Annotated in this window: 24 protein-coding genes and 1 pseudogene; 20 read left to right on the top strand and 5 right to left on the bottom strand. The window is 63.3% G+C overall.

Features of this window, described 5'->3' with window-relative positions; translation table 11 throughout:
• Positions 1 to 258: helix-turn-helix domain-containing protein (locus B9N72_RS20525; RefSeq protein ID WP_143477727.1), on the bottom strand; the 258-nt coding region annotated here is incomplete at its 3' end.
• Between the two features lie 240 nt (positions 259 to 498).
• On the opposite strand from B9N72_RS20525, the gene B9N72_RS20520 reads away from it, so the two are divergent.
• The 7 genes from B9N72_RS20520 (at position 499) to B9N72_RS01545 (ending at position 8,016) form a co-directional block, all read left to right on the top strand.
• The gene (locus tag B9N72_RS20520; RefSeq protein WP_143477726.1) at positions 499 to 1,167 is read left to right on the top strand and encodes a hypothetical protein; all 669 of its coding nucleotides are present in this window, start codon (positions 499 to 501) and stop codon (positions 1,165 to 1,167) included.
• A gap of 381 nt (positions 1,168 to 1,548) precedes the next feature.
• Positions 1,549 to 2,592: a nuclease-related domain-containing protein gene (locus B9N72_RS01570; RefSeq protein ID WP_085274697.1), complete on the top strand. Its 1,044-nt coding sequence runs from the start codon at positions 1,549 to 1,551 to the stop codon at positions 2,590 to 2,592.
• Positions 2,593 to 2,683: 91 nt separating this feature from the next.
• Positions 2,684 to 3,325, top strand: a complete 642-nt coding sequence (locus B9N72_RS01565; RefSeq protein ID WP_085274696.1) for a LysE family translocator — start codon at positions 2,684 to 2,686, stop codon at positions 3,323 to 3,325.
• Positions 3,326 to 3,611: 286 nt separating this feature from the next.
• Positions 3,612 to 5,279, top strand: a complete 1,668-nt coding sequence (locus B9N72_RS01560; RefSeq protein ID WP_085274695.1) for an ABC-F family ATP-binding cassette domain-containing protein — start codon at positions 3,612 to 3,614, stop codon at positions 5,277 to 5,279.
• A gap of 246 nt (positions 5,280 to 5,525) precedes the next feature.
• Positions 5,526 to 6,314, top strand: a complete 789-nt coding sequence (locus B9N72_RS01555; protein ID WP_085274694.1) for an alpha/beta hydrolase — start codon at positions 5,526 to 5,528, stop codon at positions 6,312 to 6,314.
• 177 nt (positions 6,315 to 6,491) lie between these two features.
• Positions 6,492 to 7,721, top strand: coding sequence for a molybdopterin-dependent oxidoreductase (locus B9N72_RS01550; RefSeq protein WP_085274693.1), 1,230 nt, complete (start codon positions 6,492 to 6,494; stop codon positions 7,719 to 7,721).
• A 10-nt stretch (positions 7,722 to 7,731) separates the two neighbouring features.
• Positions 7,732 to 8,016: a sulfide dehydrogenase gene (locus B9N72_RS01545; protein ID WP_085274692.1), complete on the top strand. Its 285-nt coding sequence runs from the start codon at positions 7,732 to 7,734 to the stop codon at positions 8,014 to 8,016.
• Positions 8,017 to 8,043: 27 nt separating this feature from the next.
• Here the strand turns inward: B9N72_RS01545 and B9N72_RS01540 are convergent, their stop codons facing one another.
• The 3 genes from B9N72_RS01540 to kynU all read right to left on the bottom strand — a co-directional run bounded on the left by B9N72_RS01540 (position 8,044) and on the right by kynU (position 11,020).
• Positions 8,044 to 8,814 carry an ABC transporter permease gene (locus B9N72_RS01540; protein ID WP_085274691.1) on the bottom strand — a complete coding sequence of 257 codons (771 nt, stop codon included), beginning with the start codon at positions 8,812 to 8,814 and terminating at the stop codon, positions 8,044 to 8,046.
• A 5-nt stretch (positions 8,815 to 8,819) separates the two neighbouring features.
• Positions 8,820 to 9,632 carry an ATP-binding cassette domain-containing protein gene (locus B9N72_RS01535; protein WP_085274690.1) on the bottom strand — a complete coding sequence of 271 codons (813 nt, stop codon included), beginning with the start codon at positions 9,630 to 9,632 and terminating at the stop codon, positions 8,820 to 8,822.
• 137 nt (positions 9,633 to 9,769) lie between these two features.
• Complete coding sequence (gene kynU, locus B9N72_RS01530; RefSeq protein WP_085274689.1) at positions 9,770 to 11,020, bottom strand: kynureninase; 1,251 nt, start codon at positions 11,018 to 11,020, stop codon at positions 9,770 to 9,772.
• A gap of 138 nt (positions 11,021 to 11,158) precedes the next feature.
• Here kynU and B9N72_RS01525 point away from each other — a divergent pair, with 138 nt between their 5' ends.
• The 9 genes and pseudogenes from B9N72_RS01525 (at position 11,159) to B9N72_RS01485 (ending at position 18,757) form a co-directional block, all read left to right on the top strand.
• Positions 11,159 to 11,632 carry an Lrp/AsnC family transcriptional regulator gene (locus B9N72_RS01525; RefSeq protein ID WP_085274688.1) on the top strand — a complete coding sequence of 158 codons (474 nt, stop codon included), beginning with the start codon at positions 11,159 to 11,161 and terminating at the stop codon, positions 11,630 to 11,632.
• 492 nt (positions 11,633 to 12,124) lie between these two features.
• On the top strand, positions 12,125 to 14,569 hold the full coding sequence (locus B9N72_RS01520) for a HAMP domain-containing protein (protein ID WP_085274687.1): 2,445 nt from the start codon (positions 12,125 to 12,127) through the stop codon (positions 14,567 to 14,569).
• Between the two features lie 58 nt (positions 14,570 to 14,627).
• Complete coding sequence (locus tag B9N72_RS01515) at positions 14,628 to 15,605, top strand: chemotaxis protein CheX (protein WP_085274686.1); 978 nt, start codon at positions 14,628 to 14,630, stop codon at positions 15,603 to 15,605.
• Between the two features lie 33 nt (positions 15,606 to 15,638).
• Positions 15,639 to 16,004, top strand: a complete 366-nt coding sequence (locus B9N72_RS01510) for a response regulator (RefSeq protein WP_085274685.1) — start codon at positions 15,639 to 15,641, stop codon at positions 16,002 to 16,004.
• Positions 16,005 to 16,545: 541 nt separating this feature from the next.
• Positions 16,546 to 16,821 (top strand): annotated as a pseudogene (locus B9N72_RS21340) (methyl-accepting chemotaxis protein); the annotation flags it as partial.
• A complete protein-coding gene (locus B9N72_RS01500) occupies positions 16,818 to 17,390 on the top strand; it encodes a hypothetical protein (RefSeq protein WP_085274683.1) in 573 nt (190 codons plus the stop codon). The pseudogene B9N72_RS21340 and the gene B9N72_RS01500, both read left to right, overlap by 4 nt.
• A 163-nt stretch (positions 17,391 to 17,553) precedes the next feature.
• Complete coding sequence (locus tag B9N72_RS01495) at positions 17,554 to 17,817, top strand: hypothetical protein (RefSeq protein ID WP_085274682.1); 264 nt, start codon at positions 17,554 to 17,556, stop codon at positions 17,815 to 17,817.
• Between the two features lie 221 nt (positions 17,818 to 18,038).
• Positions 18,039 to 18,515 (top strand): aminoacyl-tRNA deacylase, encoded by a 477-nt coding sequence (locus tag B9N72_RS01490; RefSeq protein ID WP_085274681.1) that lies wholly within the window; start codon positions 18,039 to 18,041, stop codon positions 18,513 to 18,515.
• Positions 18,516 to 18,550: 35 nt separating this feature from the next.
• Positions 18,551 to 18,757: a CDGSH iron-sulfur domain-containing protein gene (locus B9N72_RS01485; RefSeq protein ID WP_085274680.1), complete on the top strand. Its 207-nt coding sequence runs from the start codon at positions 18,551 to 18,553 to the stop codon at positions 18,755 to 18,757.
• Between the two features lie 112 nt (positions 18,758 to 18,869).
• On the opposite strand, the gene pdxH is transcribed toward B9N72_RS01485, so the two are convergent.
• Positions 18,870 to 19,511 (bottom strand): pyridoxamine 5'-phosphate oxidase, encoded by a 642-nt coding sequence (gene pdxH / locus B9N72_RS01480; protein ID WP_085274679.1) that lies wholly within the window; start codon positions 19,509 to 19,511, stop codon positions 18,870 to 18,872.
• Positions 19,512 to 19,892: 381 nt separating this feature from the next.
• Here pdxH and hemA point away from each other — a divergent pair, with 381 nt between their 5' ends.
• The 4 genes from hemA to B9N72_RS01460 all read left to right on the top strand — a co-directional run bounded on the left by hemA (position 19,893) and on the right by B9N72_RS01460 (position 24,204).
• Entirely contained in the window at positions 19,893 to 21,146 is a 1,254-nt protein-coding gene (gene hemA, locus B9N72_RS01475; RefSeq protein WP_085274678.1) for a glutamyl-tRNA reductase, read from the top strand.
• The gene (prfA, locus tag B9N72_RS01470; RefSeq protein WP_085274677.1) at positions 21,146 to 22,222 is read left to right on the top strand and encodes a peptide chain release factor 1; all 1,077 of its coding nucleotides are present in this window, start codon (positions 21,146 to 21,148) and stop codon (positions 22,220 to 22,222) included. Before hemA ends, prfA begins: the two co-directional genes overlap by 1 nt.
• Before the next feature lie 264 nt (positions 22,223 to 22,486).
• Entirely contained in the window at positions 22,487 to 22,678 is a 192-nt protein-coding gene (locus B9N72_RS01465; RefSeq protein WP_085274676.1) for a YgaP family membrane protein, read from the top strand.
• 659 nt (positions 22,679 to 23,337) lie between these two features.
• A complete protein-coding gene (locus B9N72_RS01460; protein ID WP_085274675.1) occupies positions 23,338 to 24,204 on the top strand; it encodes a DMT family transporter in 867 nt (288 codons plus the stop codon).
• Positions 24,205 to 24,808: the final 604 nt, after the last annotated feature.

Here is a 24,808-nt window from a genome sequence, read left to right as displayed (position 1 = left end):
GATGCCGACTAGACCGTGGCGTTCCCAGTTGTGAATCCATGTTCTGATGCTCTCGCCGCTGATTCGCAACACGGCGGCAACGGTGGCAATGTCCTGACCTTGGTTGACAGCAATCAACGCCTTGCCGCGCAAGCGGAAATATTCCTTGGGGTGTGCTTTGGCTAATTGTTCAAGAGTGCAGACTTCAGCTTCATTCAAGGTCAATGTGAGTTTACGCATCGTCGAACCGGCATCAGGGAGATACGCAAACAGAAGCAAAAATCATTCCAACTTAGTTGTGCGGCACTACTTATCTATGGTTTTCAGAAGATGCAAATCATATAAATGAACGGGTAAAGGACTATAATTTGCTAAGAGCAGTTACACATTGGAGTGAGGGGGAAGTAGCGGAGGAGAGACGACTTGCAGAAAGTATGGAGCACCTTTCAGTAAATGCCGAATGCGTTATATCGAATTACAATAGCCTGCTGACTTATTTTAGATAGGAAGAATTGTTATATGCGGCCAATGGGCAGAAATAAGAAAAAAGAGGCGAATGCTGAGCAAGAATTGAAAATTTGGGAAAAAACTATTGAGGTGCAAATGCACTTCAATGAGTTGCAGATGAAAATAAGAAATTTTTCAATTTTGGTCGTGTCTGCACTTGTTGGTGCTAGTGGTGTTGCTCTGAAAGAGCATATTCAGGTGGATGTTGTCGTTCTTGGATTGCATGTTTATATAAGCTTGGCCAGCATGCTGTTGGCAGTTTCAGCAGTTATGTGGCTAGCCTTTTTCTTTATGGACCACTTCTGGTATTACCCATTACTTGTTGGTGCAGTAAATCATGGTCTAAATATAGAGAAAGCCTTAGTCGGCCGGTTACCTGAAATTGGACTAACTAAAGCAATTGGTGATGCGAGTCCAGGGGCACTGTTTGGTATAACATTGCGAAGCAGGCAAAAGTCCTTTGTTTTTTATGGGGCTATTTTCTTTTCCTTGACTTTGCTTGCGATCGTCACAGGACAGTCTGTCAGGGGTGATCAGATTGAAAAAAATGGGAGTGGAAAAGCTAGGGAAAATAAAGTGGTTATGGATGAATATAAGTCGCCAAATGTTAAAGTGAACCCTGGTGCAGATCCCCAGAAGAAGCTACCAGTCGAAACAATTAATGTGAGAAAAAGTAGTTGATTTATTTAGGCTGCGGTTGAGTGAATAACTGCAAAGGCCAATGTGAAATCTAGGTTTCCCGTTTCGGTAAATATATGTTAAAGGAGGCGACTTGGCTGCCTCCTTTTTATTTGATTTCCTAAATCGAATATCTTCGATAATGCGGCATGGTAAAGCTTGTCGATGTTGTTTTGTTTGGGTAATTTCACAGAAACATGGGGGCCGTAGGGCGCAATCGAAGCGAAGTGCACGGCACCACATTTTGCACGCGTGTAGGGACTGAGTTGCTGATCCAGCCGGCCGCTCTGGACAGCCGTTACACATATGTCATTGCAGTTGTCGCAGGGCTATGGCTAGAATTTCAGTACGTCTGCATGCCAGTGGGCAAACCGAGAGCAATTCATGATTCTGAAAGATAAAGCGGCAACCGAGCCCAAAGACAAATTTCAAGCGGCTGGTGATGCTGCCGAGCGCGAGATGGCGTTCTACTTGAAGCGCTACTTCTCTGACGACCCCGACGTGTTTGTTCTGCACGATATACGTATCGAGTTTAACGATGACGTGGCACAGATGGACCATCTGGTCATTCACGCTGCCGGGATGACCATCGTCGAGACCAAGAGCGTGGCTGGCAGGGTGCAGATGAAGGAAGATGGGCAATGGCTACGCTGGTATGGTGACCGTTCGTCCGGAATGGCTTCCCCGTTGATTCAGGCCAAGCTCCAGATGGAGCTGCTGCGCAAATTCCTCCGCGCCAATACGCGTCAACCAGAAGCGATCGACCGCTTACCGATAGATTTTTTGGTGGCGATTTCTTCACAGGGAGTGTACATCCCTCCGAAAAGCAATCCGCCGCCGGAGGTGTGCAAGACTGATCTGGTAGGTGAGAAGCTACGCGTCAAGATGGTGGATGTGTTGGCTTGGTTTTCCGAGAGCCATCGCAAGCTGTTGGCTGACTTTTTGTTGCGTAGCCATACGCCGCGTGAGGCACCAGCCTCCGGACCGGTGTCTGCTCCTGCCGTTGTGGCTACAGCGGAACCTGTGGCGCAGGAAGCGTACGCAGTCTATCAAGCTGAACCGGTCAAAGCCAAAACAACTCCTGTCACGCGTACAGCACCTGAGCACCTTGAATACATCGGGGATAGGCTTAAGGCGACCGGGCTATCGCGTTTTGGGGGTGGCTCAGATGGTCTCCGCAAGGTCTATGCCACTTATTGCAAAAAGTGCGCCTCGCAAAATCTGGAATTCCGCTACGGCAAATACGGCTATTACTTCAAGTGTCTTGATTGCGAAGAGAATACTTCGGTCAAACTCGACTGCCGCCTTTGCCACCGCCAGACCAAACTGCGTAAGGAGGGCGAGCTATTGTTCGTGGAGTGTGCTCATTGCCGGCTGTCGGAGGTACTACATCGCAATGATCGTCCATTGCCGGAGCTTGAAAATTAAGTACCGCGTCAGTGGAGCGGGGGCAGGTATCCCCGCTCCCTCCTAAGCGATATCCTTTTGCTCCTGAACCGTATCTTTAGGACACCCCAAAGTGCACTTCTCAAACTGGCTGGTCTTCTGCGGCGTTGCCTTACTTATTACCTTTACTCCCGGCCCAGGTGTGCTGCTGGCAATCTCGAATTCGGTTGCCGTCGGGCCTCGCCGTGCGATGCTTGGCTCCTTGGGCAATGCCGTGGGCCTGTTCATGGTGTCAGCCATTGCCATGGCGGGGATGGGCGTGATCCTGGCTACATCGGCGACCGCCTTCACCGTACTGAAGCTCGGCGGTGCGGCTTACCTTATTTACCTCGGCATCAAGCAGTGGCGTAGCAAGGCCAGTGCTTTTTCTGACACGAGTGCATCGGCTTCATCGGTAGGCTCGAACACCGATTGGCGTCTTTTCGGGCACGGTGTCACCGTGGCACTGACCAACCCGAAGGGCATCTTGTTCTTCTCCGCGCTGTTCCCTCAGTTCTTGACGCAAGATGCTCCAGTTCTGGCGCAGTTCTTCGTCCTGACGTCCACGTTTGCCGCCTGCGCGGTGTTCTCACACGCTTTCTATGTTCTGCTTGGGCGTGTGCTGAAGAACCAATTCGGCAGTGCCCAGCGTGTCCGTCTGTTCAATCGTGTGTCCGGCGGTCTCTTTGTCGTATTGGGCTTGAGCCTGCTGCGCTTGCGCCATAAGGCTGCGTGAGCCACAGGGCCGCGCCCACAGATCATTCAGTGTGTTGGTCGCAACGCGCGGTCGCGCCGTCCCCGCCTTAAGCGCCTGTTTTTTATAGCCGGGCCGGCGCGGCGGCAGGGGGCGTGTTACCATTTGCGCCGCGCCGTTTTTATTGCTTTGCGCATGCGACGGCGCACCGCTGCTGATGCAGCACCATTGCCATGATGCGGCCAACGTTGGCCGCCCTTTCTGTCGTCTTCCCGCCTTGTCGCCGGTCGCGGCGTAACCTGTTTTCTGCCGCCGCACGGCGCTTCCCATGATCATTCTGAAAAACGTGGCCTTGCGCCGCGGCACCAAAGTCCTGCTCGACAACGCGTCGGTGACGCTCAATCCCGGCGAGAAAGTCGGCCTGGTCGGCCGCAACGGCGCCGGCAAATCCTCGTTGTTCGCGGTGCTGAACGGCTTGCTGCACGAAGACGGCGGCGATGTGTCGATCCCGTCACAGTGGCGCATGTCGCAGGTGGCGCAGGACATGCCGGAAACGGCGCAGACGGCGACCGAGTTTGTGGTCGAAGGCGATATCACCTTGCTCGCCGCGCAGCAGGAGGTGGCCGAGGCCGAGGCCGGCGAAGACTACATGCGCATGGCGCACGCCTACACCGCGCTCAACGATGCCGGTGCCCACGACGCGCCGGCACGGGCGCAGGCGCTGATTCTCGGGTTGGGTTTCAGCGTCGCCGAGCTGCAGCAGCCGGTGAACAGCTTTTCCGGCGGCTGGCGCATGCGGCTGCAACTGGCGCGCGCGCTGATGTGTCCGTCCGACCTGCTGCTGCTGGACGAGCCGACCAACCACCTGGATCTGGACGCGCTGGTATGGCTGGAAGCGTGGTTGAAGCAGTACGCCGGCACCATGGTGGTGATCAGCCATGACCGCGAATTCCTCGATGCCGTCACCAACGTGACGCTGCACGTCGACAACGCCAAGCTGGTGCGCTACGGCGGCAATTACAGCAAGTTCGAGGACATGCGTGCCGAACAGCTGGTCCTGCAGCAGGCGGCGCAGGCCAAGCAGCAGGAAAAGATGGCGCACCTGCAGAAGTTCATCGACCGCTTCAAGGCCAAGGCCAGCAAGGCGAAGCAGGCGCAGAGCCGCGTCAAGGCACTGGAGCGGATGGAGAAGATCGCGCCGGTGCTGGCCGATGCCGAGTTCCAGTTCGAATTCAAAGAGCCGCTGAGCCTGCCGAACTCGATGCTGTCGATGACCGGCGCGGTGTTCGGCTATCCGGCGGCGGAGGGCGCGCCGGAAGACACGCCGCCGACGGTGATCGTGCGCAATGTGAACCGCACCGTGCTGGCTGGGCAGCGTATCGGCATTCTCGGTGCCAACGGCCAGGGTAAGTCGACGCTGGTGAAAACCGTGGCCGAGGCGCTGCAGGCGGTCGGCGGCGAGATTATTCGCGGCAAGGGGCTCAATATCGGCTACTTCTCGCAGCAGGAGCTGGACGTGCTGCGGCCGGAGGACGATCCGCTGCAGCACATGTTCCGTCTGGTGCGCGACACCCCGGCGGCGATGCGGCCGCCGGCCAACGATTGCCGCGAGCAGGGGCTGCGCAATTTCCTTGGCACCTTCAATTTCAGCGGCGACATGGTGAAGCAGGCGGTCGGCAGCATGAGCGGCGGCGAGAAGGCGCGGCTGGTACTGTGCATGATCGTGTGGCAGCGGCCGAACCTGCTGCTGCTGGATGAACCGACCAACCATCTGGACCTCGCCACTCGCGAGGCGCTGAGCGTGGCGCTGAACGAGTTCGAAGGCTCGGTGATGCTGGTCAGCCACGACCGGGCGTTGCTGCGCGCGGTGTGCGACGAATTCTGGATGGTGTCGCGTGGCGGGGTCAGCGATTTCGGGGGCGATCTGGACGATTACCAGGTCTACCTGCTGGAAGAGGCCAAGCGCCGGCGCGAAGAGGCGGCCGGCAAGCGTTAAGCCGGCCCGTCTGCGCGTTACCACCTTGCGGCCAACCTTGTTCAAGGTTGGCCGCCCCGCTTCAGCTCCACTCCCACTCACCAACATCGTCGCCCAATAGGCTGCCGGCCTATCCCCGCCGGGCCTCGCCATTCAGGGCCGTAGGGCGGTAAACCATCTGGTTGATGGCCGTGCCTGCGGCGACGTGTCTTCCCCCACCGCCATATCGTGGCATGATGTCTTTTTCCCCCTCTTTACGAAAACAACATGAAGCTCTTCGTCAAGCTGTTCGCTGTGGCTGCGCTGGGCGTCAGTCTTCACGCCCAGGGCGATACCCCCAAGGCAGGGGTCGTGGTGATGCATGGCAAGGGTGGGTCTCCTTCCATGCATGTGTCTGAATTGGCCGCCTCGCTGGAGCGCGATGGTTTTCTGGTGGCTAATCTCGACATGCCCTGGTCCGGCCAGCGGAATTACGACGTGGATGTCGCCACCGCTGAAAACGAGGTGGAGGCGGCCTTGACGGCGTTGCGGCAGAAGGGCGCCGGCAAGGTATTCGTGGCGGGGCATAGCCAGGGCGGGGTGTTTGCGCTGTATTTTGGCGGCCGGCACCGTGTCGACGGCGTGGTGGCCATCGCGCCGGGCGGCAACGTCGGCAATGCCACCTTCCGTGAAACGCTGGGGCCGTCCGTGGAGCAGGCGCGCAATCTGGTGGCGGAGGGCAAGGGGCAGGAGAAGGCCCGGTTCAGCGATTACGAGAGCGGCAAGGGGACCTTTGCCGTGACCTCCACGCCGGCGGCCTATCTGAGCTGGTTCGAGCCGGAGGGGGCGATGAACCAGGCGCTCGCGATGCGCAGCATCAAGGCGGACACCCCGGTGCTGTACGTGGCGCCGACCGGCGACTATCCGGCGCTGGTGCGGGTGAAGCAGGAGATGTTCGGGATGCTGGCCAAGCACCCGCTCACCCGGATGGTCGAGCCCGCGTCCAGTCATTTGAACGCGCCTTCGGCCTCGGTGCAGGAGATCGAGCGCTGGATCAATAGCGTCTCGCAACAGTAAGCGTCCCGCTGGCGGCGGCCGGGCGGCCTCCGTTGGCGGTGCGTTGCCGCTGAGTCCTTTCCTCCGTGCGGGTCGCTGCGGTGCGCCTGCCCGCTCCGTGCTGCCCGCAAATCGCATTGCGTTGCCCTTGCCACCATCTACCATGGAACAAACTCCAACAATTCGGGAGGGGCGGCGATGGGTATCAACCGGCGGGATTTTTTGCGTGTCGGATCGGGTGGCTTGCTGCTGGCTGGCGGGGGTTTGCTGGTGCCGGCCTGGGCCAAGGGCGCGCAGTTGTTGCAACCGGCGGCGCTGCCGGATGGCGCGCGCGAGTCGGCCTTGCTCGAGGCCCTGCCCGGCAAGGTGCCGCTGATCAAGCGCAGTTACCGTCCTCCCAACTATGAAACGCCGCCGGAGTACTTCCGCGAGGTGTTCACGCCCAACAAGGCGTTTTTCGTGCGCTATCACCTGGCCAACATTCCCGAGGTGGAGGCGCGCTCCTGGCAGCTGCGCATCGGCGGCGAGGTGGAGAGCCCGCTGGTGCTGACGCTGGACGAGCTGCGCCGCTTTGAGACGGTGGAGCTGGCGGCGGTGTGCCAGTGCTCGGGCAACCGGCGCGGCCTGTTCCAGCCGCACGTGCCGGGGGTGGAGTGGAGTTACGGCGCGATGGGCAATGCGCGCTGGCGCGGGGTGCGGCTGCGCGACGTGCTGAACAAGGCCGGGGTGAAGAAGGGCGCGCTGGAGCTGGTGCTCGACGGAGCCGACGGCCCGGTGCTGGAAAAGACCCCGGATTTCGTCAAGAGCCTGCCGCTGTGGAAGGGGCTGGACGAGAACACGCTGATCGCCTTCGAGATGAACGGCGAGCCGTTGCCGCACTGGAACGGTTTTCCGGCGCGGCTGATCGTGCCGGGCTGGACCGCCACCTATTGGGTCAAGCACCTGAGTTCGATCAACGTGGTGTCGGCGCCGTTCGACGGCTTCTGGATGAAGAGCGCCTACCGCGTGCCGGTGGGCAAGTTTCCGGTGGTGGAGCGCTTTTTGTCGCAGGAGACGGCGGCCAACACGCCGATCACCGAGATGGTGGTCAATTCGCTCATCACCAGCGTGCGCGAGGGCGAGCGCCTGCCGCTGGGCAAGCCGCTGGAGCTGGCCGGCATCGCCTGGGACGCGGGCTACGGCATCCGCCAGGTGGAGGTGTCCACCGACGGCGGCCAGAGCTGGCGCAACGCGGAGCTGGGCACCGATCACGGCCGCTTTTCCTTCCGCCCCTGGCATTACCGTTTCCAGCCGCGCCACAAGGGCCGCTACACGCTGCTGGCCAAGGCCACCAACCGCATCGGCCAGACCCAGACCTTCGAACTGATCGCCAACCCGGCCGGGTATCACCACAACCTGGTGCACCAGGTGGCGGTGGACATCGTGTGAGGGGCGAGCCATGAACAAGACTTTGTGTGCGCTGCTGGTGTGCTGGTCCGCCCTGGCGCTGGCGGACGAGAGCGCCGTCAAACTGCGGCCAGGCAACAACCAGGACGTGGTCGCCCGCAATTGCGCGGTCTGCCACAGCCTGGACTACATCCAGATGAACTCGCGCTTTCTCGACCGCAAGGGCTGGGAGGCGACGGTGACCAAGATGGTCAAGGTGATGGGGGCGCCGATCAAGGAAGAAGACGTGCCGCTGATTCTCGATTACCTCGATCAGCAGTACGGCAAGCCGAAGTAGCGCCGTCCGGTACGGGCCGGCCTGCGGCTAGCGCGCCAGCCCCGGGTAGAGTCTGGCGGCCAGGGCCAGCAGCAGCAGGAAAACCAGCAGCATGATGCCGAAGCTGGTGGCGTCACCGTAGACGCTGTGCCCGCCCACGATCATCGCCCCGCGCAGCGCGTCCACCAGGTAGGTGAGCGGGTTGAAGGCGGCGATGCCGCGTAGCCAGTCCGGCATGATATCGAGCGGATAGATGGCGTTGGAGGCGAAAAACAGCGGCATGGTGAGCAGCTGGCCGATGCCCATGAAGCGCTCGCGCGTCTTGACGATGCAGGCGATCACCAGCGAGAAGGTGGAGAAGATGCACGAGCCGACGAACACGCCGGCGGCCACGGTGATCATCGGCAGCGGCTCCCAGCGGATCGCCACGTGCAGCGCGATCGCCACCAGGTACACCACCGCCGCCTGCACCAGCCCGCGCAGCCCGGCTGCCACAGCCTTGCCGAACACCAGGGCGCTGCGCCGCGCCGGGGTGACCAAGAGCTTGTGCACGATGCCGAGATCGCGTTCCCAGATGATGGCGATGCCGTAGAAGATGGCGCTGAACAGGATGCTCTGCGCCAGGATGCCGGGGGCCATGTAATCGAGGTAGCGCAGGCTGCCGGTGGGGATGCCGCGCACGTGGCTGAACACCTGGCCGAACACCGCCAGCCACAGCACCGGCTGCACCGCGCGCGACAGCAGTTCGGTGGGGTCGCGTGCCAGCTTGCGCACTTCGGTGTCGGTCACGGCGGCACTTTCGTAGAGCCAGTCGAGCATGTGCTTTACCCCAGGCGTTGGATGGTGCCACGGCTTTGGCGGATGCCGCGGTAGTAGCCTTCCTGCTCGATGACGGCGCCGCTGAAGTGGGCGAAGACATCGGCCAGATCGGCCTCAGGCCCGACTTGCGCCTTGAGCGCCTCGGGTTGGCCGATGACCGCCAGGCGGCCCTGGTGCAGGATGGCCAGTTCGTCGCACAGCACGTCGGCCTCTTCCATGTCGTGGGTGGTGATGAGGATGGTCATGCCTTGGCTGTGGCGCAGCTGCTGCAGCCGCTCCCACACGGTGCGGCGCGCCACTGGGTCCAGCCCGATGGTGGGTTCGTCGAGAAACAGGATTTCCGGGGTGTGCAGCGTGGCCTGGGCCACTTCGAGGCGGCGGATCATGCCGCCGGAAAAGGTGCGCACCAGTTTGTGCGCCACGGTCTCGAGGCCGGCGAAGGCCAGCGCTTCGCGCACGCGCGTTGTGAGCCTGGCGCCGTGCAGGCCGTACAGGCGGGCCGACAGGGTGAGGTTCTCGGTGGCGGTGAGGGCGCCGTCGGCCGACAGCAGCTGGGGCACGTAGCCGATGCGCCGCCGCACCTCGATCGGGTCGGCTGCGACGTCGAAACCGGCCACCGTGGCGCGGCCGGAACTGGCTTCGAGCAGGGTGGTGAGAATCTTGATGGTGGTGCTCTTGCCGGCGCCGTTGGGGCCCAGCAGGCCGAAGATCTGTCCGCGCGCCACGCTCAGGGTGAGGCGGTCGAGCGCGGTGACGTGGTTGAAGCGTTTGCTCAGGTCAACCGTGGCAATCGCGATGGTATTGTTGGTGGCGGCCATGATCCATGCTAGCACCGAAGGCGGCGCTTGGCCGGCTACGGCCAAGCCCCTTGCGGGGGGCGTTGCAGCCGGCCCGCCGCCCGGCTCGTCGGAGCGGGGCGGTCGTTGTTATGGGACGAGGTGGACGGTGCGGGGGCTCAGGTCACCGAGGGGCGCTGGTGGAATTCGGGGCGATCCCAGCTGCCGCTGTCGAGGATGTCCTTGAGCGTGTCCACCGCGTCCCAGATGTCGGCGTAGCCGAGGTAGAGCGGGGTGACGCCGAAGCGCAGCACTTCCGGCTCGCGGTAGTCGCCGATCACGCCGCGCGCGATCAAGGCCTGCATCACGGCGAAGCCCTGCGGGTGGCTGAAGCTGACGTGGCTGCCGCGCCGGGCGTGCTCGCGCGGGGTGACCAAGGTGAGCGGATGGCCCTGACAGCGTTGTTCCACCAGTTCGATGAAGAGATCGGTGAGCGCCAGGGATTTTGCGCGCAGCGTCGCCATGTCGGCCTCGAGCGCCACGTCCAGGCCGCACTCGATCAGCGACATCGAGACGATGGGCTGGGTGCCGCACAGGAAGCGGCGGATGCCGCTGGCGGGCTGGTAGTCGGTGGCCATGGCAAACGGGTGCTGGTGTCCCCACCAGCCGGAGAGCGGCTGCCAGAAGCGGTCCTGGTGGCGCGCCGCCACCCAGATGAAGGCGGGGGAGCCGGGGCCGCCGTTGAGGTATTTGTAGGTGCAGCCGACGGCGAAGTCGGCTTCGGCGCCGTTGAGATCGACCGGCACCGCGCCGGCGGCGTGCGCCAGGTCCCAGATGGTGAGGATGCCGTGGCGATGCGCCAGCGCGGTGGTGGCGACCATGTCGTAGAGGTAGCCGGTACGGTAGTTGACGTGCGACAGCAGCAGTACCGCCACGTCGTCGTCCAGCGCTTGTTCCAGCGGGGTCTGGTCGTCGATCAGGCGCAGCTGGTAGCCCTGCTGCAGCAGGTCGATCATGCCCTGGATCATGTAGAGATCGGTGGGGAAGTTGTCGCGTTCGGACACGATCACGCGGCGCTCGGGGTGGTCTTGCTGCTGGATGCGCAGGGCGGCGGCGAGCGATTTGAAGAGGTTGAGCGAGGTGGTGTCGGTGACCACCACTTCGCCGCCGTTGGCGCCGATCAGGCGGCCTAGCTTGTCGCCCAGCCGTGCCGGCAGATCGAACCAGCCGGCGGTGTTCCAACTGCGGATCAGGCCGGTGCCCCATTCCTGATCGATGACCTCGGCGCTGCGCGCACGGGCGGTTTTCGGCAGCACGCCGAGCGAGTTGCCGTCGAGGTAGATCACCCCGGCGGGCAGGTCGAAATGGTGTTTGAGTGCGGCCAACGGGTCGTGCCGGTCGGCGGTGAGGCAGGCTTCACGGGTGTGCATGGGGTGTCTCCTGGTGGGCTGAGGCTGAGAACTATGCTAGCACCGGGGGCTTTGGCCGAAATTGCAAGTTCGACTTGTCGATGTGCTATTTTTCGCAGATTATTCGAAGAAATAGTGCTAAACGATGGGATATTGCAGATGCAGGTCGATTCGATAGATTGGCGCATTCTTGCCGCGCTGCAGCAGAACGGCCGGCTCAGCAATCAGGACCTGGCCGACAAGGTGGCGCTGTCGCCGTCGGCCTGTCTGCGCCGGGTGCGCACGCTGGAAGAGCACGGCCTGATTCGCGGCTACCATGCCGAACTCGACGCGCAGCAGCTGGGTTTCGAGCTGGAGTCCATCGTGCACGTCACGCTGGACCGCTCGCGCGAGGAGTGGCACGAGCAGTTTCTCGAGCAGATCGCGGCGCTCGACGAGATTGTCGCCGCCTACGTGGTGAGCGGGCCGACCAACTACGTGTTGCACGTGCGCACGCGCAATCTCACGGCGTTCTCGAATTTCGTGGTGGAGAAGCTCAACAAGATTCCGGGCATGCGCGACATCTGCTCCTACATCGTGATGAAGAAGGTCAAGGACCGGCTCGGGGAGTTGCCGCTGGAGCGGGGCGACTGAGGCGGCGCGTTTGATCGTACTTCGGCGCGCCGTGACCATTTAATAACCTTCCATTTACCCAGGACAGGTTCTTTCATCTTTATCCGACGATTTATTTAATCGCGATGGATCGAGCCTATAAATGTGCTCATCATTTATAGTGAAAAGCCATCGCGCTATTTTTCCTCGCACTCGGTCGGTATTTCCTGATACGGACTTGTCGACCGCGCCTTCCTTCCCCTGCTTTCCGTGAGCCAAAGCCCGCCCAGGGCGCCCCAATCGGCCTACCCCGATATTTTCCGGAATTACCCTAAGATGCTTTTGTCATTTATATCCAATGACGCATGCCAAATAGCACGGCCAGCTTCGCGTTGACCTGCCGGTGTCATAGAGAGGTCATATTGATCTGAAAAAATGGCGGCCTTAATTGGGTGCCATGCCGGTTCTTTTTCTTCTGTGTTTTATGCCGAATAGCTATTTCGCCACTGTCTGTTTCCGGGGGTAGTACGCAAAATGAATCTCCGTCATCGGATCACGCTGCTGATTGTCTTGGCCTTCCTGGCCATTTCGTCGATTGGCGGTTACAGCATCCTGCAATCGCGCAACAACGCCGCCGAGGTCAAGGTGGTGACTGAGGGTGTCGTGCCCAGCGCCCTGGCTTCCGCCGATCTGGTGGCGCTGCTCAAGGATGTGCAGTTGGCCACGATCACGCTGGTCACCGCGCCGGACGAGAACACCGCGGCCCAGGCCAAGGACAAGCTGACGGCGCAGAAAGCGCGCTTGAAAGTGGGGCTGGAGCTGCAATTTCGGCAGGCCAGCAGCACCACCCAGCAAGGCCTGCTGCAGCAGGCCCAGGAGGGTCTGGATGACTACTTTGCGGCGGTGGACGAGACGATGCAGTTCAAGCTGGCGGGTCAGAAGGACCTGGCCGAGGCCAGCCTGTTCGCCAGCGTTGCCGAGTACCAGCGGGCCATGGAACAGATCATCGGCACCTTGCGGATCGAGAAAAACCGTACCAAGGACGAGGCGATCACCGCCTTGAACGAGAACCTGTCGGATACCGTGATGGCCATCGCCGGGGTCAGCGTCCTGGCCGCGCTGGTGCTGGCCGCCGCCGGTGCCTTGCTGTACCGCCAGATCACCCGGCCGATCAGCCGCATGCAGGCGATGATGAGCGAGATCGCCGCGAGCCAGGATTTCACCCGCCGCGTGCCGGTCGACCGCATGGATGAAATCGGCCATTCGATCGTGGCGTTCAACAGCATGATCACCAAGATCCAGGAAAGCTCGGAATTGCTGCAGCAAAAGACGGCCGACATGCAGGCCATGCTGCAGAACATCCCGCAGGGCATTCTGACCATCGTCGATGGCAACAAGGTTCACCCGGAGTTTTCCGCTTATCTGGAAACGATTTTCGAGACCAGGGATATCGCCGGCCGCAGCATGATGGACCTGGTCTTTGCCAACACCCATCTTGGCGCCGATGCGCTGTCGCAACTCGAGGCCGTCGGCGGGGCGTGCCTCGGCGAGGACGTGATGAACTTCGCCTTCAACGAGCACCTGCTGGTCGGCGAAATCGAAAAGACCATGGCGGATGGCCGGGTGAAGATTCTCGACCTGAGCTGGTCGCCGATCACCGACGACGCCGACACCATCGTGCGCCTGATGCTGTGCGTGCGCGACGTGACCGAGCTGCGCAAGCTGGCGGCGGAGGCCAACGAGCAGAAGCGCGAGCTGGAGATCATCGGCGAAATCCTCGCCGTCACCCAGGAGAAGTTCCACGATTTCATCGCCGGTGCGATCAAGTTCATCGACGAGAACGAACTGCTGATCCGCCAGCATCCGGAGCACGACGCCGAGACGATCGCACAGCTGTTCCGCCACATGCATACCATCAAGGGCAATGCCCGTACCTACGGCCTGCAGCACCTGACCAACATCGTGCACGAGGCCGAGCAGACCTACGACGAGCTGCGCAAGCCGCGCCCCGGCATCGCCTGGGATCAGGCCATGCTGCTGGACGAGCTGGCCGGCGTGAAGGCCATGGTCGAGTGCTATGCGCACATCAATGAAGTCAGCCTGGGACGCAAGGGGCCGGGCCGGCGTGGCGGCGAGCGCTATCTGCTGGTCGACCGGGAGCATATCCAGCAGGCCATCCAGCGCCTGGAAACGATCAATACCCGCAACCTGCACGAGTTGGTGGCGGCACGCGATGCGGTGCGTAAGGCGTTGCGTCTCTTGGGCACCGAGCCGATCGGCGAGGTGCTAGGCGGGGTGTTCGAATCGCTGCCGGCGCTGGCGCAGGAACTCGGCAAGGCCGCACCGCTGGTGAAGATCGAAGACAACGGCTACGTGGTGCGCAACCAGGCCGGCAGCCTGCTCAAGAACGTATTCATGCACCTGATCCGCAATGCCATGGACCACGGCCTGGAAACCCCGGCGGTGCGGCTGGCGCAGGGCAAGCCGGGGGCTGGCCTGATCCGCCTGAAGATGGGTGTTGCCGGCGGCATGTTGAACCTTCGCCTCAGTGACGACGGACGCGGCCTGGCGCTGGCCCGCATCCGCCAGATGGCCGTCGAGAAGGGGCTGATCGCGGCCGACGCGCCACTTGTCGACGAGGAGATCGCACGCCAGATCTTCCGTCCGGGATTCTCCACGGCGGAGAAAGTGACCGAGGTGTCGGGGCGTGGTGTCGGGATGGATGCGGTGAACGATTTCATCAAGCGCGAGCATGGCCGCATCGAGATCCGTTTCCTCGACGATGCGGTGGGCGCCGATTTCCGTCAGTTCGAGATCGTGGTGTGCCTGCCGGAGAGCCTGGCCGAGCATGTCGATGACGACCAGGTGCTGTTGGTCGAGCGCACGCGTCAGGAGCCGGTGGCCGCCGGGAGTGCGGCCGGGCCTGACCAGGGGGCGCACGAGGCGGAACCCGGCAAGGGCAACCTGCGCGTGGTCTGAGGCCGGGGGCCGTCGGCGGGCAAGGATGGGATGGTTGAATCAGGAACAGGGTTGGTAGATGAAGAACGATAGGCTGGTCGTCAGCAAGGTCCTGGTGTTGGACGATGTGGCGGCGCATTTCGAGCACCTGAAGGCCTTCTGCGAGGAGTGCGGGTTGGTGGGCATCCGGCCGCAGCAGCGCGATGCGGCCAGCGTGATGGCCATCCTCCGCTCCAATGTCGATCTTGGCGGCATCATGCTGTACGAGCGCTTCGGCGGCACGGCGGGCCAGGGCCTGGCTCTGGCCCGTGAAATCCACGCGGCGCGTCCGGAATTGCCGATTTTTCTGCGTCGCGACGCCGTGGCCAGCATGGCCGGGCTGGACGAGAAGACGGCGGCGATGTTCCGCTGCGCCTACACGCTGGCCGACCTGCAGCAGCTGCGTTCCTCGCTCGAGGTCTCGATCTTCAGCCGCGTCTACCCCAACGAGCTGGTGCGCGGCATCTCCGACTTCACCCGGGCCTCGCTCGAAACCTTGTTTCCCCTCTGCGACATCGACACCGAGACGCCTTATCTGGTCAAGGACCGTCTCATCTACGGCGAAGTCTTCACGCTGATCGCCATCGACAGTGACTGGTGCCGCGGCTACATGATGTTCCAGGCCTCGGAGGAGGCGGTGCTGGAGCTGCTGCGCCGAGCCGGGGGGCCGGAGGGCGAACACTGGACCTTCCGCGAGCTCAACAACGTGCTGGGGGAATTGACCAACCTGGCCTGGGGCTCGTTCAAGAACCGCTACGTCGGCCATGACAACCGTGGCGAGCGCGGCCAGACCCAGGTGCCGATCATCATCAACCATCAGCGCGGTTTCATTTCCTTTGGTTCGGACGATCCCCAGCTGTGCCTCAAGTACCTGCTGCGCGAGCGTCATCGTCCCGAGGCGGCGGCGGTGCCGATCTTCCAGCGCTTCGTCTTCAACCTGAACTGGTCGCCCGACGAGTTCCGGGAAAACCCTTCGGTCGAGTCGCTGGTGGATGCCGGCGAGCTCGAGCTGTTCTGATCATTGCTCATGTCATTTTGAAAAGGATATTCCATGGCGCAGATTTTGGTAGTCGATGATTCCAGCACCGTCCGCAACGAGGTGGCGGATTTTCTGAAGTCGCAGGGCCTGGCGGTCGCCACCGCGGTGGACGGCAAGGACGGGCTCGACAAGCTCAAGGCGGATGCGTCGATCAAGCTGGTGGTCAGCGACGTGAACATGCCCAATATGGACGGCCTGACTATGGCCGAGAAAATCCGCAGCGAGCAGAAGAACACGGCCGTCAGCATCATCATGCTGACCACCGAGAACAGCCCGGCGATGAAGGAGCGCGGCAAGGCCGCCGGCATCAAGGGCTGGATCGTCAAGCCGTTCAATGGTCCTGGCGTGATCGCGACGCTGAAGAAACTGGCCAGCTGAGGAGCGGCCGGGCCGCAAAGGGTAAGGGATGGATTTAACGCTAAACACGTTCCTGCTGGTGGCGGCGGGGATGGTGCTGGGCGCGGCCGCCATGTGGTGGCGCGCCGCCGCCGGGCAGCGCTTGGCCCGCAAGGAGCTCGCGCAGCGTGACGAGCTGATCCGCGAGCTGTCCGGGCGCCTGGCTGCCGACGAGTTGGAGGCGCACCTGGCCAAGTGGCGTGCCGAAGCCGACGCACTGCGTCAGCAGCTGGCGCAGCAGGCCGCTGTGCATGAGGCGGCGCTGGCCCTGGCGGCGGAGCAGGCCGCCGTGGAATGCGACGACCGTCTGTCGCAACTGGCCCAGGAGCATGCCCGGCAGCTGGCCCGGGTGCGGGCGGAGCTGAGCGCCGATCAGGCGTCCCTGCAGCGCGATATCGAACTGCTGTTGGGCATCGTCAGGACCGTCGAGCGCTGGCACGACGAGATGCAGACCATTCTGGGCAACAACCGGGAACTCAAGGAACAGAACGAGGAATTCGCCCGCATCGTGAAGAACGTGGTGATGCTGGCGCTCAATGCCGCCATCGAGGCGGCCCGCGCCGGCGAGCACGGGCGCGGCTTTGCCGTGGTGGCGGACGGCGTGCGCGACCTGGCTCTGACCTCGGCCAAGCTGTCGCAGGACTACAAGTGCAATCTCGACAAGAACGATCTCATCACCACCACCACGTTCCAGGACATGCAGGCGAGCGGCAACATGATCCGCACCGCCGTCTTCGGCATCCGGGCCAAGGCCGAGAAGATCCAGTCGACCATCGTCAGCGCGGACCTGTCGGCATGATGACCGCCAAGGCAAGTGCCGCGATGGATTGGTTGTTCGAGCAGGCCATCCGCGACCACAGTGTCCTCGGCGGTGGGGCGAGCTGCACCGTGACCCGCAAGGCGGAGGGGGACGTCGCGGCCGAGGATGGCCCGCGCCAGCTCGTGGTGCTCAACATGTCGTCCTACCTGTTCCGCATCGTGGCGCTGTTCGATTTCGACAATGCGGCGGCCACCACGGCGCATCTGGCCGGACAGGCGCGCGGCGGCGACAGGGCCCTGGACGATCAGGCCCAGTTCGACACCTACGCCGAGTTCGTCAACATGGTGTGCGGTGCCGTCAACCGCGGGCTGTGCGCCGAGTTCCTGCATGCCGGCATGTCGACGCCGTTCAGGCTCGAGAGCAGCTGCGCTCGCTACCTGTCCGTCCTGAATCCGACGCGGGTGCAGTGTTTCGCGGTGGAGGTGGACGATGGGATGCGCTTCGACGTTACGGTCTGCGTGTGTCTGGCCAACGGTACCACGCTGGATTTCGATGTCGACCGCCGCGAGCCGGAGCGGGAGCCGGCGGGTGAACTCGAGCTGTTCTGAGGGGGGCGTGGCGGGCGGCGGCGTGCCCGGGGACTTGGGTACGCTGGGGTTCTGCGCTACATTGATGCCAACGGCGTGATGCGCCGTTCAGCCATCGGCGGATGCGGCCGGTGGCTTTCGATTGAGTTCGACCGTAATGCAACCAGAAGAAGGGATGTGAACCATGCGCAAATTCGTAATGATGGCACTGCTGGCCCTGGTTTCGGCCAACGTGGCCCTGGCCGGCAACGCCGCGTGCGAAGCCAAGGCGGCGGAGAAGAAGCTGGCGGGTGCCGCCAAGGCCAGTTTCCTCAAGAAGTGCGAGAAGGACAGCAAGGCCTCGTCGGCGCAGTCGAGCTGCGAGGGCAAGGCCGCCGAGAAGAAGCTGGCGGGCGCCGCCAAGGCGAGCTTCGTGAAGAAGTGCGTGAAGGACGCCGGCGCCAAGTAAGCCGGCAGCGCGTGGCGTATCACCCGGGCCCGTCCGTTGTGGACGGGCTTTTTATTGCCCGGGCGGCGGGGCGCGTGCCGCCGGATGCCTTCACTTGTGGGGCAAAGCGGGCTAGTTTTAAAGAATCTCAAGGGGCAACCTTTCGCATACCGCACGGCTCGCGCCCGTCGTCCGCCGGCTTTCGGGGGCCGGGTCATGGCCGAGTTTGGAGGAGGACGATCATGTCGATCTCTACCACCCTGCAGAACTGCCTGAGCCGCAAGGGCAGTCAGTACGATATCGTGCATCACGCGCACACCCATTCCACCAGCGAAACCGCCCAGGTGGCGCACGTGCCGGGCGATCGCCTGGCCAAGACGGTGCTGCTGGCCGACGAGCGCGGCTACGTGGCGGCGGTGCTGCCGTCCACCTTCCGCCTGGACATGTCGGAGCTGAGGGACACCACCGGACGGGATCTGGAACTGGTCCGGGAGGCCGAGCTGTCGGCGCTGTTCCAGGACTGCGAAATCGGCGCGGTGCCGCCGGTGGGCATGGCCTACGGCATGCAGACCTACCTCGACGAGAGCCTGGCGGCGCAGCCGGACATCTACTTCGAGGCGGGCGATCACGAGGACCTGATCCACATGCGCACCGAGCAGTTCCTCAACCTGATGGACAAGGCGGAGCGGGGCAGTTTCGCCCACCGCTGGAGCACGTGACGCGCCCGCGCCGGCGCTAGCGTCAGGGAGCATGCATGGGAAAAGCCATCATCACGCCGCGCAACAACGGCCCGTATCACATCAAGGGCGAGTTCACGATCGTCACCCAGGGCGGCCGGGAGATCGCCGTGGAGCAGGACCAGGTCTGGCTGTGCCGCTGCGGCCACTCCAGGAACAAGCCGTTCTGCGACGGTTCGCACAAGGCGGCCGAGTTCAAGAGCGATCTGGACGAGACGTCGTAGCGGCGCCGTGGATCGGCCCGCCCTGGACGGCACCGGCGCGGCAGAAAGCAAAAAAGGTTGGCTTCGGCCAACCTTTTTTGCCTGTTTGAGGCCTGTCCGGCCGGGCGGGCCGTTATGGCGCCAGCCGCGACTTCTGCCACTGGCCGGTGGCGTCCAGTGTGTACACCACGCGGTCGTGCAGCCGGCTGGGGCGGCCCTGCCAGAATTCGATGCGGTCGGCGGCCACGGCGAAGCCGCCCCAGTGCGGCGGGCGCGGCACGTGCAGCGGGTACTTGGCGCCGAACAGCGCGGCACGCTTGATCAGCTCGGCCTTGGAGGAAATCTCGCTGCTCTGTTCCGAGGCCCAGGCGCCGAGGCGGCTGGCGTAGGGGCGGCTGTGGAAGTAGGTGTCGGACACCTCCGGCGCCACCGTCACGGCCTTGCCTTCGATGCGCACCTGGCGTTCCAGCTCGGGCCAGAAGAAGGTCAGCGAGACCCAGGGGTTGGCCGTCAGCTGGCGCCCCTTGCGGCTGTGGTAGTTGGTGTAGAACACGAAGCGGCCGTCCTCGACCCCCTTGAGCAGCACGATGCGCGCGCTGGGGCGGCCGTTATCGCCGACGGTGGCCAGATGCATGGCGGTCGGTTCGTTGACCTTGGCGGTGATGGCTTCGTTGAGCCAGAGCGTGAACTGCGCGACGGCGTCGGGCAGGCAGTCGTCCGGCGACAGTTCCTTCTGGGCGTAATCGTGGCGGATATCGGCGAGCTTCAGCGACATGGCGTCCTCCTGTGGGGTGCTATCTTAAGAGCCTGTTCAACGTCTTTTTTCGACTGCGCTGGCCTGGCAAATGGCCAGATGCTAGGCGGACGGTGCAGATCTTCGTTATTTTAAGGTCAAGTCGTCCAACACCGCAGCTGGCCGTTTGCCGGGCCAGCCCTTCGGGGCCGGGTGCTGCCGGCGCATCGCGTTGTCGTTCGTCCCTGGCAGTGAATGACACTGCGGCGGGACGCTCTTCTCGCGCTGCATCCGGCTGTACTCGGCCGCCGCTGCAAAAAGACGTTGAACAGGCTCTTACCTCTTCGCCTCCGCCGTGGGGAGTAGGGACGGGAGCACTGGTTTAGGCTAGAATAAGCCATTTAATCTGCGGCCTTTCCGCTCATGCATCTGGTTGCTTTCGGACTCAATCATCAAACCGCGCCGTTGTCGGTCAGGGAGAAGCTCGCTTTTCCGGCGGAGGTATTGCCGGGAGCGCTGGAGAGCCTGGTCCATTCCGACGCCGCGGGCGAGGCGGCTATCGTCTCCACCTGTAACCGCACCGAGATCTACTGCGCGAGCCACAACCCGCAGGCGGCGCTGGAGTGGCTGTCGCAGTTCCACGGCCTGCCGCTCGACGAACTCGCGCCTTATCTCTATCAGCTCGACGCCGCCGCCGCCGCGCGCCACGCCTTCCGCGTCGCCTCGGGGCTGGATTCGATGGTGCTGGGCGAAACCCAGATCCTGGGTCAGATCAAGGACGCGGTGCGCGCCGCCGAGCAGAGCGGCACGCTCGGTACCCAGCTCAACGCGCTGTTCCAGAAAACCTTCGCCGTGGCCAAGGAAGTGCGCAGCAAGACCGCGGTCGGCGCCAATTCGGTGTCGATGTCGGCGGCGGCGGTGAAGCTGGCCGAGCAGATCTTCCCCACCATCCGCGAGCTCAAGGTGCTGTTCATCGGCGCCGGCGAGATGATCGAGCTGGTGGCCACGCACTTCGCCGCGCGCAACCCGTCCTGTATCACCGTGGCCAACCGCACGCTGGAGCGTGGCGAGAAGTTGGCCGAACGCTTCGGCGGCAACGCCATTACCCTGTCCGACCTGCCCGAGGCGCTGCCGCGCTACGACGTGGTGGTGACCTCCACCGCGAGCCAGCTGCCGATCCTCGGCAAGGGCCTGATGGAGCGCGCCATCAAGATCCGCCGCCATCGCCCGGTGTTCATGCTCGATCTGGCGGTGCCGCGCGACATCGAGGCCGAGGTGGGCGAGCTGGACGACGTCTTCCTCTACACCGTGGACGACATCGCCAGCGTGGTCGAGGTCGGCCGCGAGGCGCGCCAGCTGGCGGCGGAAGAGGCCGAGACCATCATCCAGGCGCGCGTGCAGGAATTCGTCGAGTGGCTCAAGCGGCGCGAGACCGTGCCCCTGATTCGCGGCCTGCGCGACGAGGCCGAGCGCGTGCGCCGCCACGCGCTGGAGGCGGCGCAGAAGCAGCTGGCGCGCGGCGACGACCCGGCCAAGGTGCTGGAAGCGCTGTCGCAGCAGCTCACCAACAAGCTGATGCACCCGCCGACCCAGGCGCTGTCCGCGGGCCACGGCCCCGAGCACGACGCGCTGGTGCACGCCATCACGCGTCTTTACCGTTTACACCCGGAGTCGTAATGAAACCGTCGATTGCGACGAAGTTGAGCCAGCTGGCGGACCGGCTGGAAGAAGTCACCCATCTGTTGGCGAGCGAAGCCGCCACCCGGGACATGGACGCGTTCCGCAAGCTGACGCGCGAACACGCCGAGCTCACGCCGGTGGTCGAAACCTACCACGCCTATCGCCAGTGCGAGAGCGACCTGGCCGCCGCCACCGAGATGCTGGGCGACCCGGACATGAAGGAATTCGCCCAGGCCGAGATCGACGAAGGCAAGGAGCGCATGGCCAGCCTCGACGTCGAGCTGCAGAAGCTGTTGCTGCCCAAGGACCCCAACGACGAGAAGAATATCTTCCTCGAAATCCGCGCCGGCACCGGCGGCGACGAGGCGGCGCTGTTCGCCGGCGACCTGCTGCGCATGTACACGCGCTATGCCGAGCGCAACCGCTGGCAGGTGGAGATCGTGTCGTCGTCCGAGTCCGACCTGGGCGGCTACAAGGAAGTGATCGTGCGGCTGGTGGGCTTTGGCGCCTTCTCGCGCCTCAAGTTCGAGTCGGGCGGGCACCGCGTGCAGCGCGTGCCGGCCACCGAGACCCAGGGCCGCATCCACACCTCGGCCTGCACCGTGGCGGTGATGCCGGAGGCTGAGGAAATCGCCGAGGTGGTGCTGAACCCGGCCGACCTGCGCATCGACACCTTCCGGGCCTCCGGCGCCGGCGGCCAGCACATCAACAAGACCGACTCGGCGGTGCGCATCACCCACCTGCCCACCGGCATCGTCGCCGAGTGCCAGGACGGCCGCTCGCAGCACGCCAACAAGGCCAGCGCGATGCAGGTGCTGGCGGCGCGCATCTATGACATCCAGCTGCGCGCGCAGCAGCAATCGGTCGCCGCCGAGCGCAAGAGCCTGATCGGTTCGGGCGACCGCTCCGAGCGCATCCGCACCTACAACTATCCGCAGGGCCGCATCACCGATCATCGCATCAATCTGACGCTGTACAAGCTCGATTACGTGATGGACGGCGATCTGTTCGAACTGACCGACGCGCTGATCGCCGAGCACCAAGCCGAGCTCTTGGCCGCCATGGGCGACTGAGAAGCTGTTCCCGATCTTGCTGCGCCTTCCTGATCGGGAATCCTCATGTACTCCAGACCATTCCGGTTCCTGTGCTGCTCTTCGCCCCGTTGAGGGCGGCTTGCGACAGATCGTGAACAGGTTCTGCGCCCTTCCTCTCGTTTTGCCGTCACACGGGCCGCCTTCGGGCGGCCCGTTTCGTTTGGGGGCAAGCTTGCCTTTTTACGCACCATATATTATATATTTATATATATTGTTTTCGAATGGCGCACAAAGGAGCGAGTGATGAAGCAGAACATCGGCAAGATCGAACGCGTGGTACGCATCGCAGCGGGGCTGGGCATCGTCAGCCTGGCGCTGGTCGGGCCACACAGCCCGTGGGGCTGGCTGGGGCTGATTCCGCTCGCCACCGGGCTGGTCGGCTGGTGCCCGCCGTACGCGCTCTTCGGCATCAACACCTGCAAGTGCCGCCACTAGCCGCCGCTTAGAACCTGTTCATGGTCGTGCTGCGCATCCCTGATCGGGGCTCATGTGCCCTGTGTGCCAATCTATCGCTGAGCCAATCGAAGATTGGCACGCAGAGATTGGCTCAGCGATCAGAAATCCTCATGTACTCCAGACCATTCCGGTTGCTGCGCTGCTCTTCACCCCGCTGAGGGCTGCTCGCGACAGATCGTGAACAGGTGCTAAGAGCCTGTTCAAGGTCTTTTTCCGGCTGCGCTGGTCCGGTAAATGGCCAGATGCTAGGCGGACGGCGCAGACCTTAGTCATTCTAAGGTCAAGTCGTCCAACACCGCAGATGGCCGTTTACCGGACCAGCCCTTCGGGGCCGGGTACTGCCGGCGCATCGCGTTGTCGTTCGTCCCTGGCAGTGAATGACACTGCGGCGGGACTCTCTTCTAGCGCTGCATCCGGCAGTGCCCGGCCGCCGCCACAAAAAGACCTTGAACAGGCTCTTACCTCCTGCCCGCCGCCGCCCTGTGCGGCGGTTTCTATTTGCACAGCAAGAATCGGATCGTCATGCGACGCCACCTTCTCTACACTGGCGTTTTGCGAGGACATCCCGATGAAGCTACCGAGTCGTTATTCCGGGCGCGACCCACGGCGCGCCGTGACCGCCGTGGTGGAGGTGCGCCATGGCTGAGCGGCGCGACTGGCTGTGGCTGGTGTTGCTGGCCGCGATGTGGGGCGGCTCGTTCCTGTTCATGCGCGTGGCGGTGCCGCAGCTGGGGCCGTTCCCGCTGATCGCGCTGCGCCTCAGCGTGGCGGCGCTGGCCTTGCTGCCCTTGCTGCTGTGGCAGGGCGGGATCGCGCTATGGCGCCAGCATTGGCGCGCCATCGCCGTGGTGGGGGTGTTCCTGTCGGCGCTGCCGTTCTGCCTGATCGCCTGGGCCACGCTCAGCCTGCCGGCCGGGGTGGCCTCGGTGCTCAACGCCACCACGCCGCTGATGACCGCGCTGTGGGCGATGCCGCTGGCCGGTGAGGCGATGACCCGGCAGCGCGCCGCCGGGCTGGCGCTGGGGCTGGCCGGGGTGCTGGTGCTGACGCTGGGGCGCGGCGCCGCCTTCGGCCTGGACAGCGGGCTGCCGGTGCTGGCGATGCTCGGCGCCACCGCCTGCTACGGCTGGTCCGGCCACATGGCCAAGCGCTGGCTGCCGGGCCTGCCGCCCTTGGTGACGGCGACCGGCAGCCTGGCGTCGGGCGCGGTGCTGCTGTTGCCGCTGGCGCTCTTCACCTGGCCGCCGGTGGTGCCGCAGGGCAAGGTGTGGGGGGCGGTGCTGCTGCTGGCGCTGGCCTGCACGGCGTTGGCCTACGTGATCTTCTACCGCCTGATCGAGAAGCTCGGCGCCACCCGCGCCAGCAGCGTCACCTACCTGGTGCCGGTGTTTGGCGTGTTGTGGGGGGCGATGTGGCTGGGCGAGGCGGTGAGCGCGGCGATGCTGGCAGGCGGGGTGCTGATTCTGGCGGGGGTGTTGCTCTTAGGCTGGCGGCGGCGCGGCTGAGAACCTGTGCACGATCCTGCTGCGCGTTCCTGATTGGGGCTTGTGTGCACTGCGTGCGAATCTTTCGCTGGGCACATCGAAGATGTGCACGCAGAGATTCGCTCAGCGATCAGGAATCCTCATGGACTCCATGTCCATTCCGGTTCCTGCGCTGCTCTTTACCCCGCTGAGGGCCGCTCGCGACAGATCGTGGACAGGTTCTGCGAGCCCATCCCGAGGCGGCTGCGCCTGCGCAGCTTGAGCGCCGGCGATGCTCTGCGCGTGCGAATCTATTGCAGAGATTCGCTCAGCCATGATCCTCATGGACTCCGTGTCCATTCCAGTTCCTGTGCTTTGGCGGCACTCAACCTGCTTTGGCTCGCTCGCCTACTGGGGCGGGCTTTGAGGAGCTCGATTCGGCTACTCCATGTCCATTCCGGCTCCGGTGCTTCGGCGGCACTCAACCTGCCTTGGCTCGCCCGTCTACGGGGGCGGGTCTTGAGGGCTTCGGCCAACCTTTTGACCCAACGGGGAGCTTTGGCTCCCCGTTTTTCGTTTGTGGCGGCATCGTGTCGCTCCAGTCTGATCAAATGTCGCCAGAGTTCGCTGGGCCGGGTACCGATGA

It is taken from the genome of Pseudogulbenkiania subflava DSM 22618, from assembly GCF_900177275.1.
GTDB lineage: Bacteria > Pseudomonadota > Gammaproteobacteria > Burkholderiales > Chromobacteriaceae > Pseudogulbenkiania > Pseudogulbenkiania subflava.
Note: the sequence above shows the minus strand (reverse complement) of the source record. Positions and strands in the feature narration are given on the sequence as shown.

Excerpts from the sequence above, each read along its gene's own strand:
- B9N72_RS20520 (WP_143477726.1), top strand. The coding sequence starts at position 499 with ATGCGGCCAATGGGCAGAAATAAGAAAAAAGAGGCGAATGCTGAGCAA.
- B9N72_RS01570 (WP_085274697.1), top strand. The coding sequence starts at position 1,549 with ATGATTCTGAAAGATAAAGCGGCAACCGAGCCCAAAGACAAATTTCAA.
- B9N72_RS01560 (WP_085274695.1), top strand. The coding sequence starts at position 3,612 with ATGATCATTCTGAAAAACGTGGCCTTGCGCCGCGGCACCAAAGTCCTG.
- B9N72_RS01555 (WP_085274694.1), top strand. The coding sequence starts at position 5,526 with ATGAAGCTCTTCGTCAAGCTGTTCGCTGTGGCTGCGCTGGGCGTCAGT.
- B9N72_RS01550 (WP_085274693.1), top strand. The coding sequence starts at position 6,492 with ATGGGTATCAACCGGCGGGATTTTTTGCGTGTCGGATCGGGTGGCTTG.
- B9N72_RS01545 (WP_085274692.1), top strand. The coding sequence starts at position 7,732 with ATGAACAAGACTTTGTGTGCGCTGCTGGTGTGCTGGTCCGCCCTGGCG.
- B9N72_RS01540 (WP_085274691.1), bottom strand. The coding sequence starts at position 8,814 with ATGCTCGACTGGCTCTACGAAAGTGCCGCCGTGACCGACACCGAAGTG.
- B9N72_RS01535 (WP_085274690.1), bottom strand. The coding sequence starts at position 9,632 with ATGGCCGCCACCAACAATACCATCGCGATTGCCACGGTTGACCTGAGC.
- kynU (WP_085274689.1), bottom strand. The coding sequence starts at position 11,020 with ATGCACACCCGTGAAGCCTGCCTCACCGCCGACCGGCACGACCCGTTG.
- B9N72_RS01525 (WP_085274688.1), top strand. The coding sequence starts at position 11,159 with ATGCAGGTCGATTCGATAGATTGGCGCATTCTTGCCGCGCTGCAGCAG.
- B9N72_RS01520 (WP_085274687.1), top strand. The coding sequence starts at position 12,125 with ATGAATCTCCGTCATCGGATCACGCTGCTGATTGTCTTGGCCTTCCTG.
- B9N72_RS01515 (WP_085274686.1), top strand. The coding sequence starts at position 14,628 with ATGAAGAACGATAGGCTGGTCGTCAGCAAGGTCCTGGTGTTGGACGAT.
- B9N72_RS01510 (WP_085274685.1), top strand. The coding sequence starts at position 15,639 with ATGGCGCAGATTTTGGTAGTCGATGATTCCAGCACCGTCCGCAACGAG.
- B9N72_RS01500 (WP_085274683.1), top strand. The coding sequence starts at position 16,818 with ATGATGACCGCCAAGGCAAGTGCCGCGATGGATTGGTTGTTCGAGCAG.
- B9N72_RS01495 (WP_085274682.1), top strand. The coding sequence starts at position 17,554 with ATGCGCAAATTCGTAATGATGGCACTGCTGGCCCTGGTTTCGGCCAAC.
- B9N72_RS01490 (WP_085274681.1), top strand. The coding sequence starts at position 18,039 with ATGTCGATCTCTACCACCCTGCAGAACTGCCTGAGCCGCAAGGGCAGT.
- B9N72_RS01485 (WP_085274680.1), top strand. The coding sequence starts at position 18,551 with ATGGGAAAAGCCATCATCACGCCGCGCAACAACGGCCCGTATCACATC.
- pdxH (WP_085274679.1), bottom strand. The coding sequence starts at position 19,511 with ATGTCGCTGAAGCTCGCCGATATCCGCCACGATTACGCCCAGAAGGAA.
- hemA (WP_085274678.1), top strand. The coding sequence starts at position 19,893 with ATGCATCTGGTTGCTTTCGGACTCAATCATCAAACCGCGCCGTTGTCG.
- prfA (WP_085274677.1), top strand. The coding sequence starts at position 21,146 with ATGAAACCGTCGATTGCGACGAAGTTGAGCCAGCTGGCGGACCGGCTG.
- B9N72_RS01465 (WP_085274676.1), top strand. The coding sequence starts at position 22,487 with ATGAAGCAGAACATCGGCAAGATCGAACGCGTGGTACGCATCGCAGCG.
- B9N72_RS01460 (WP_085274675.1), top strand. The coding sequence starts at position 23,338 with ATGGCTGAGCGGCGCGACTGGCTGTGGCTGGTGTTGCTGGCCGCGATG.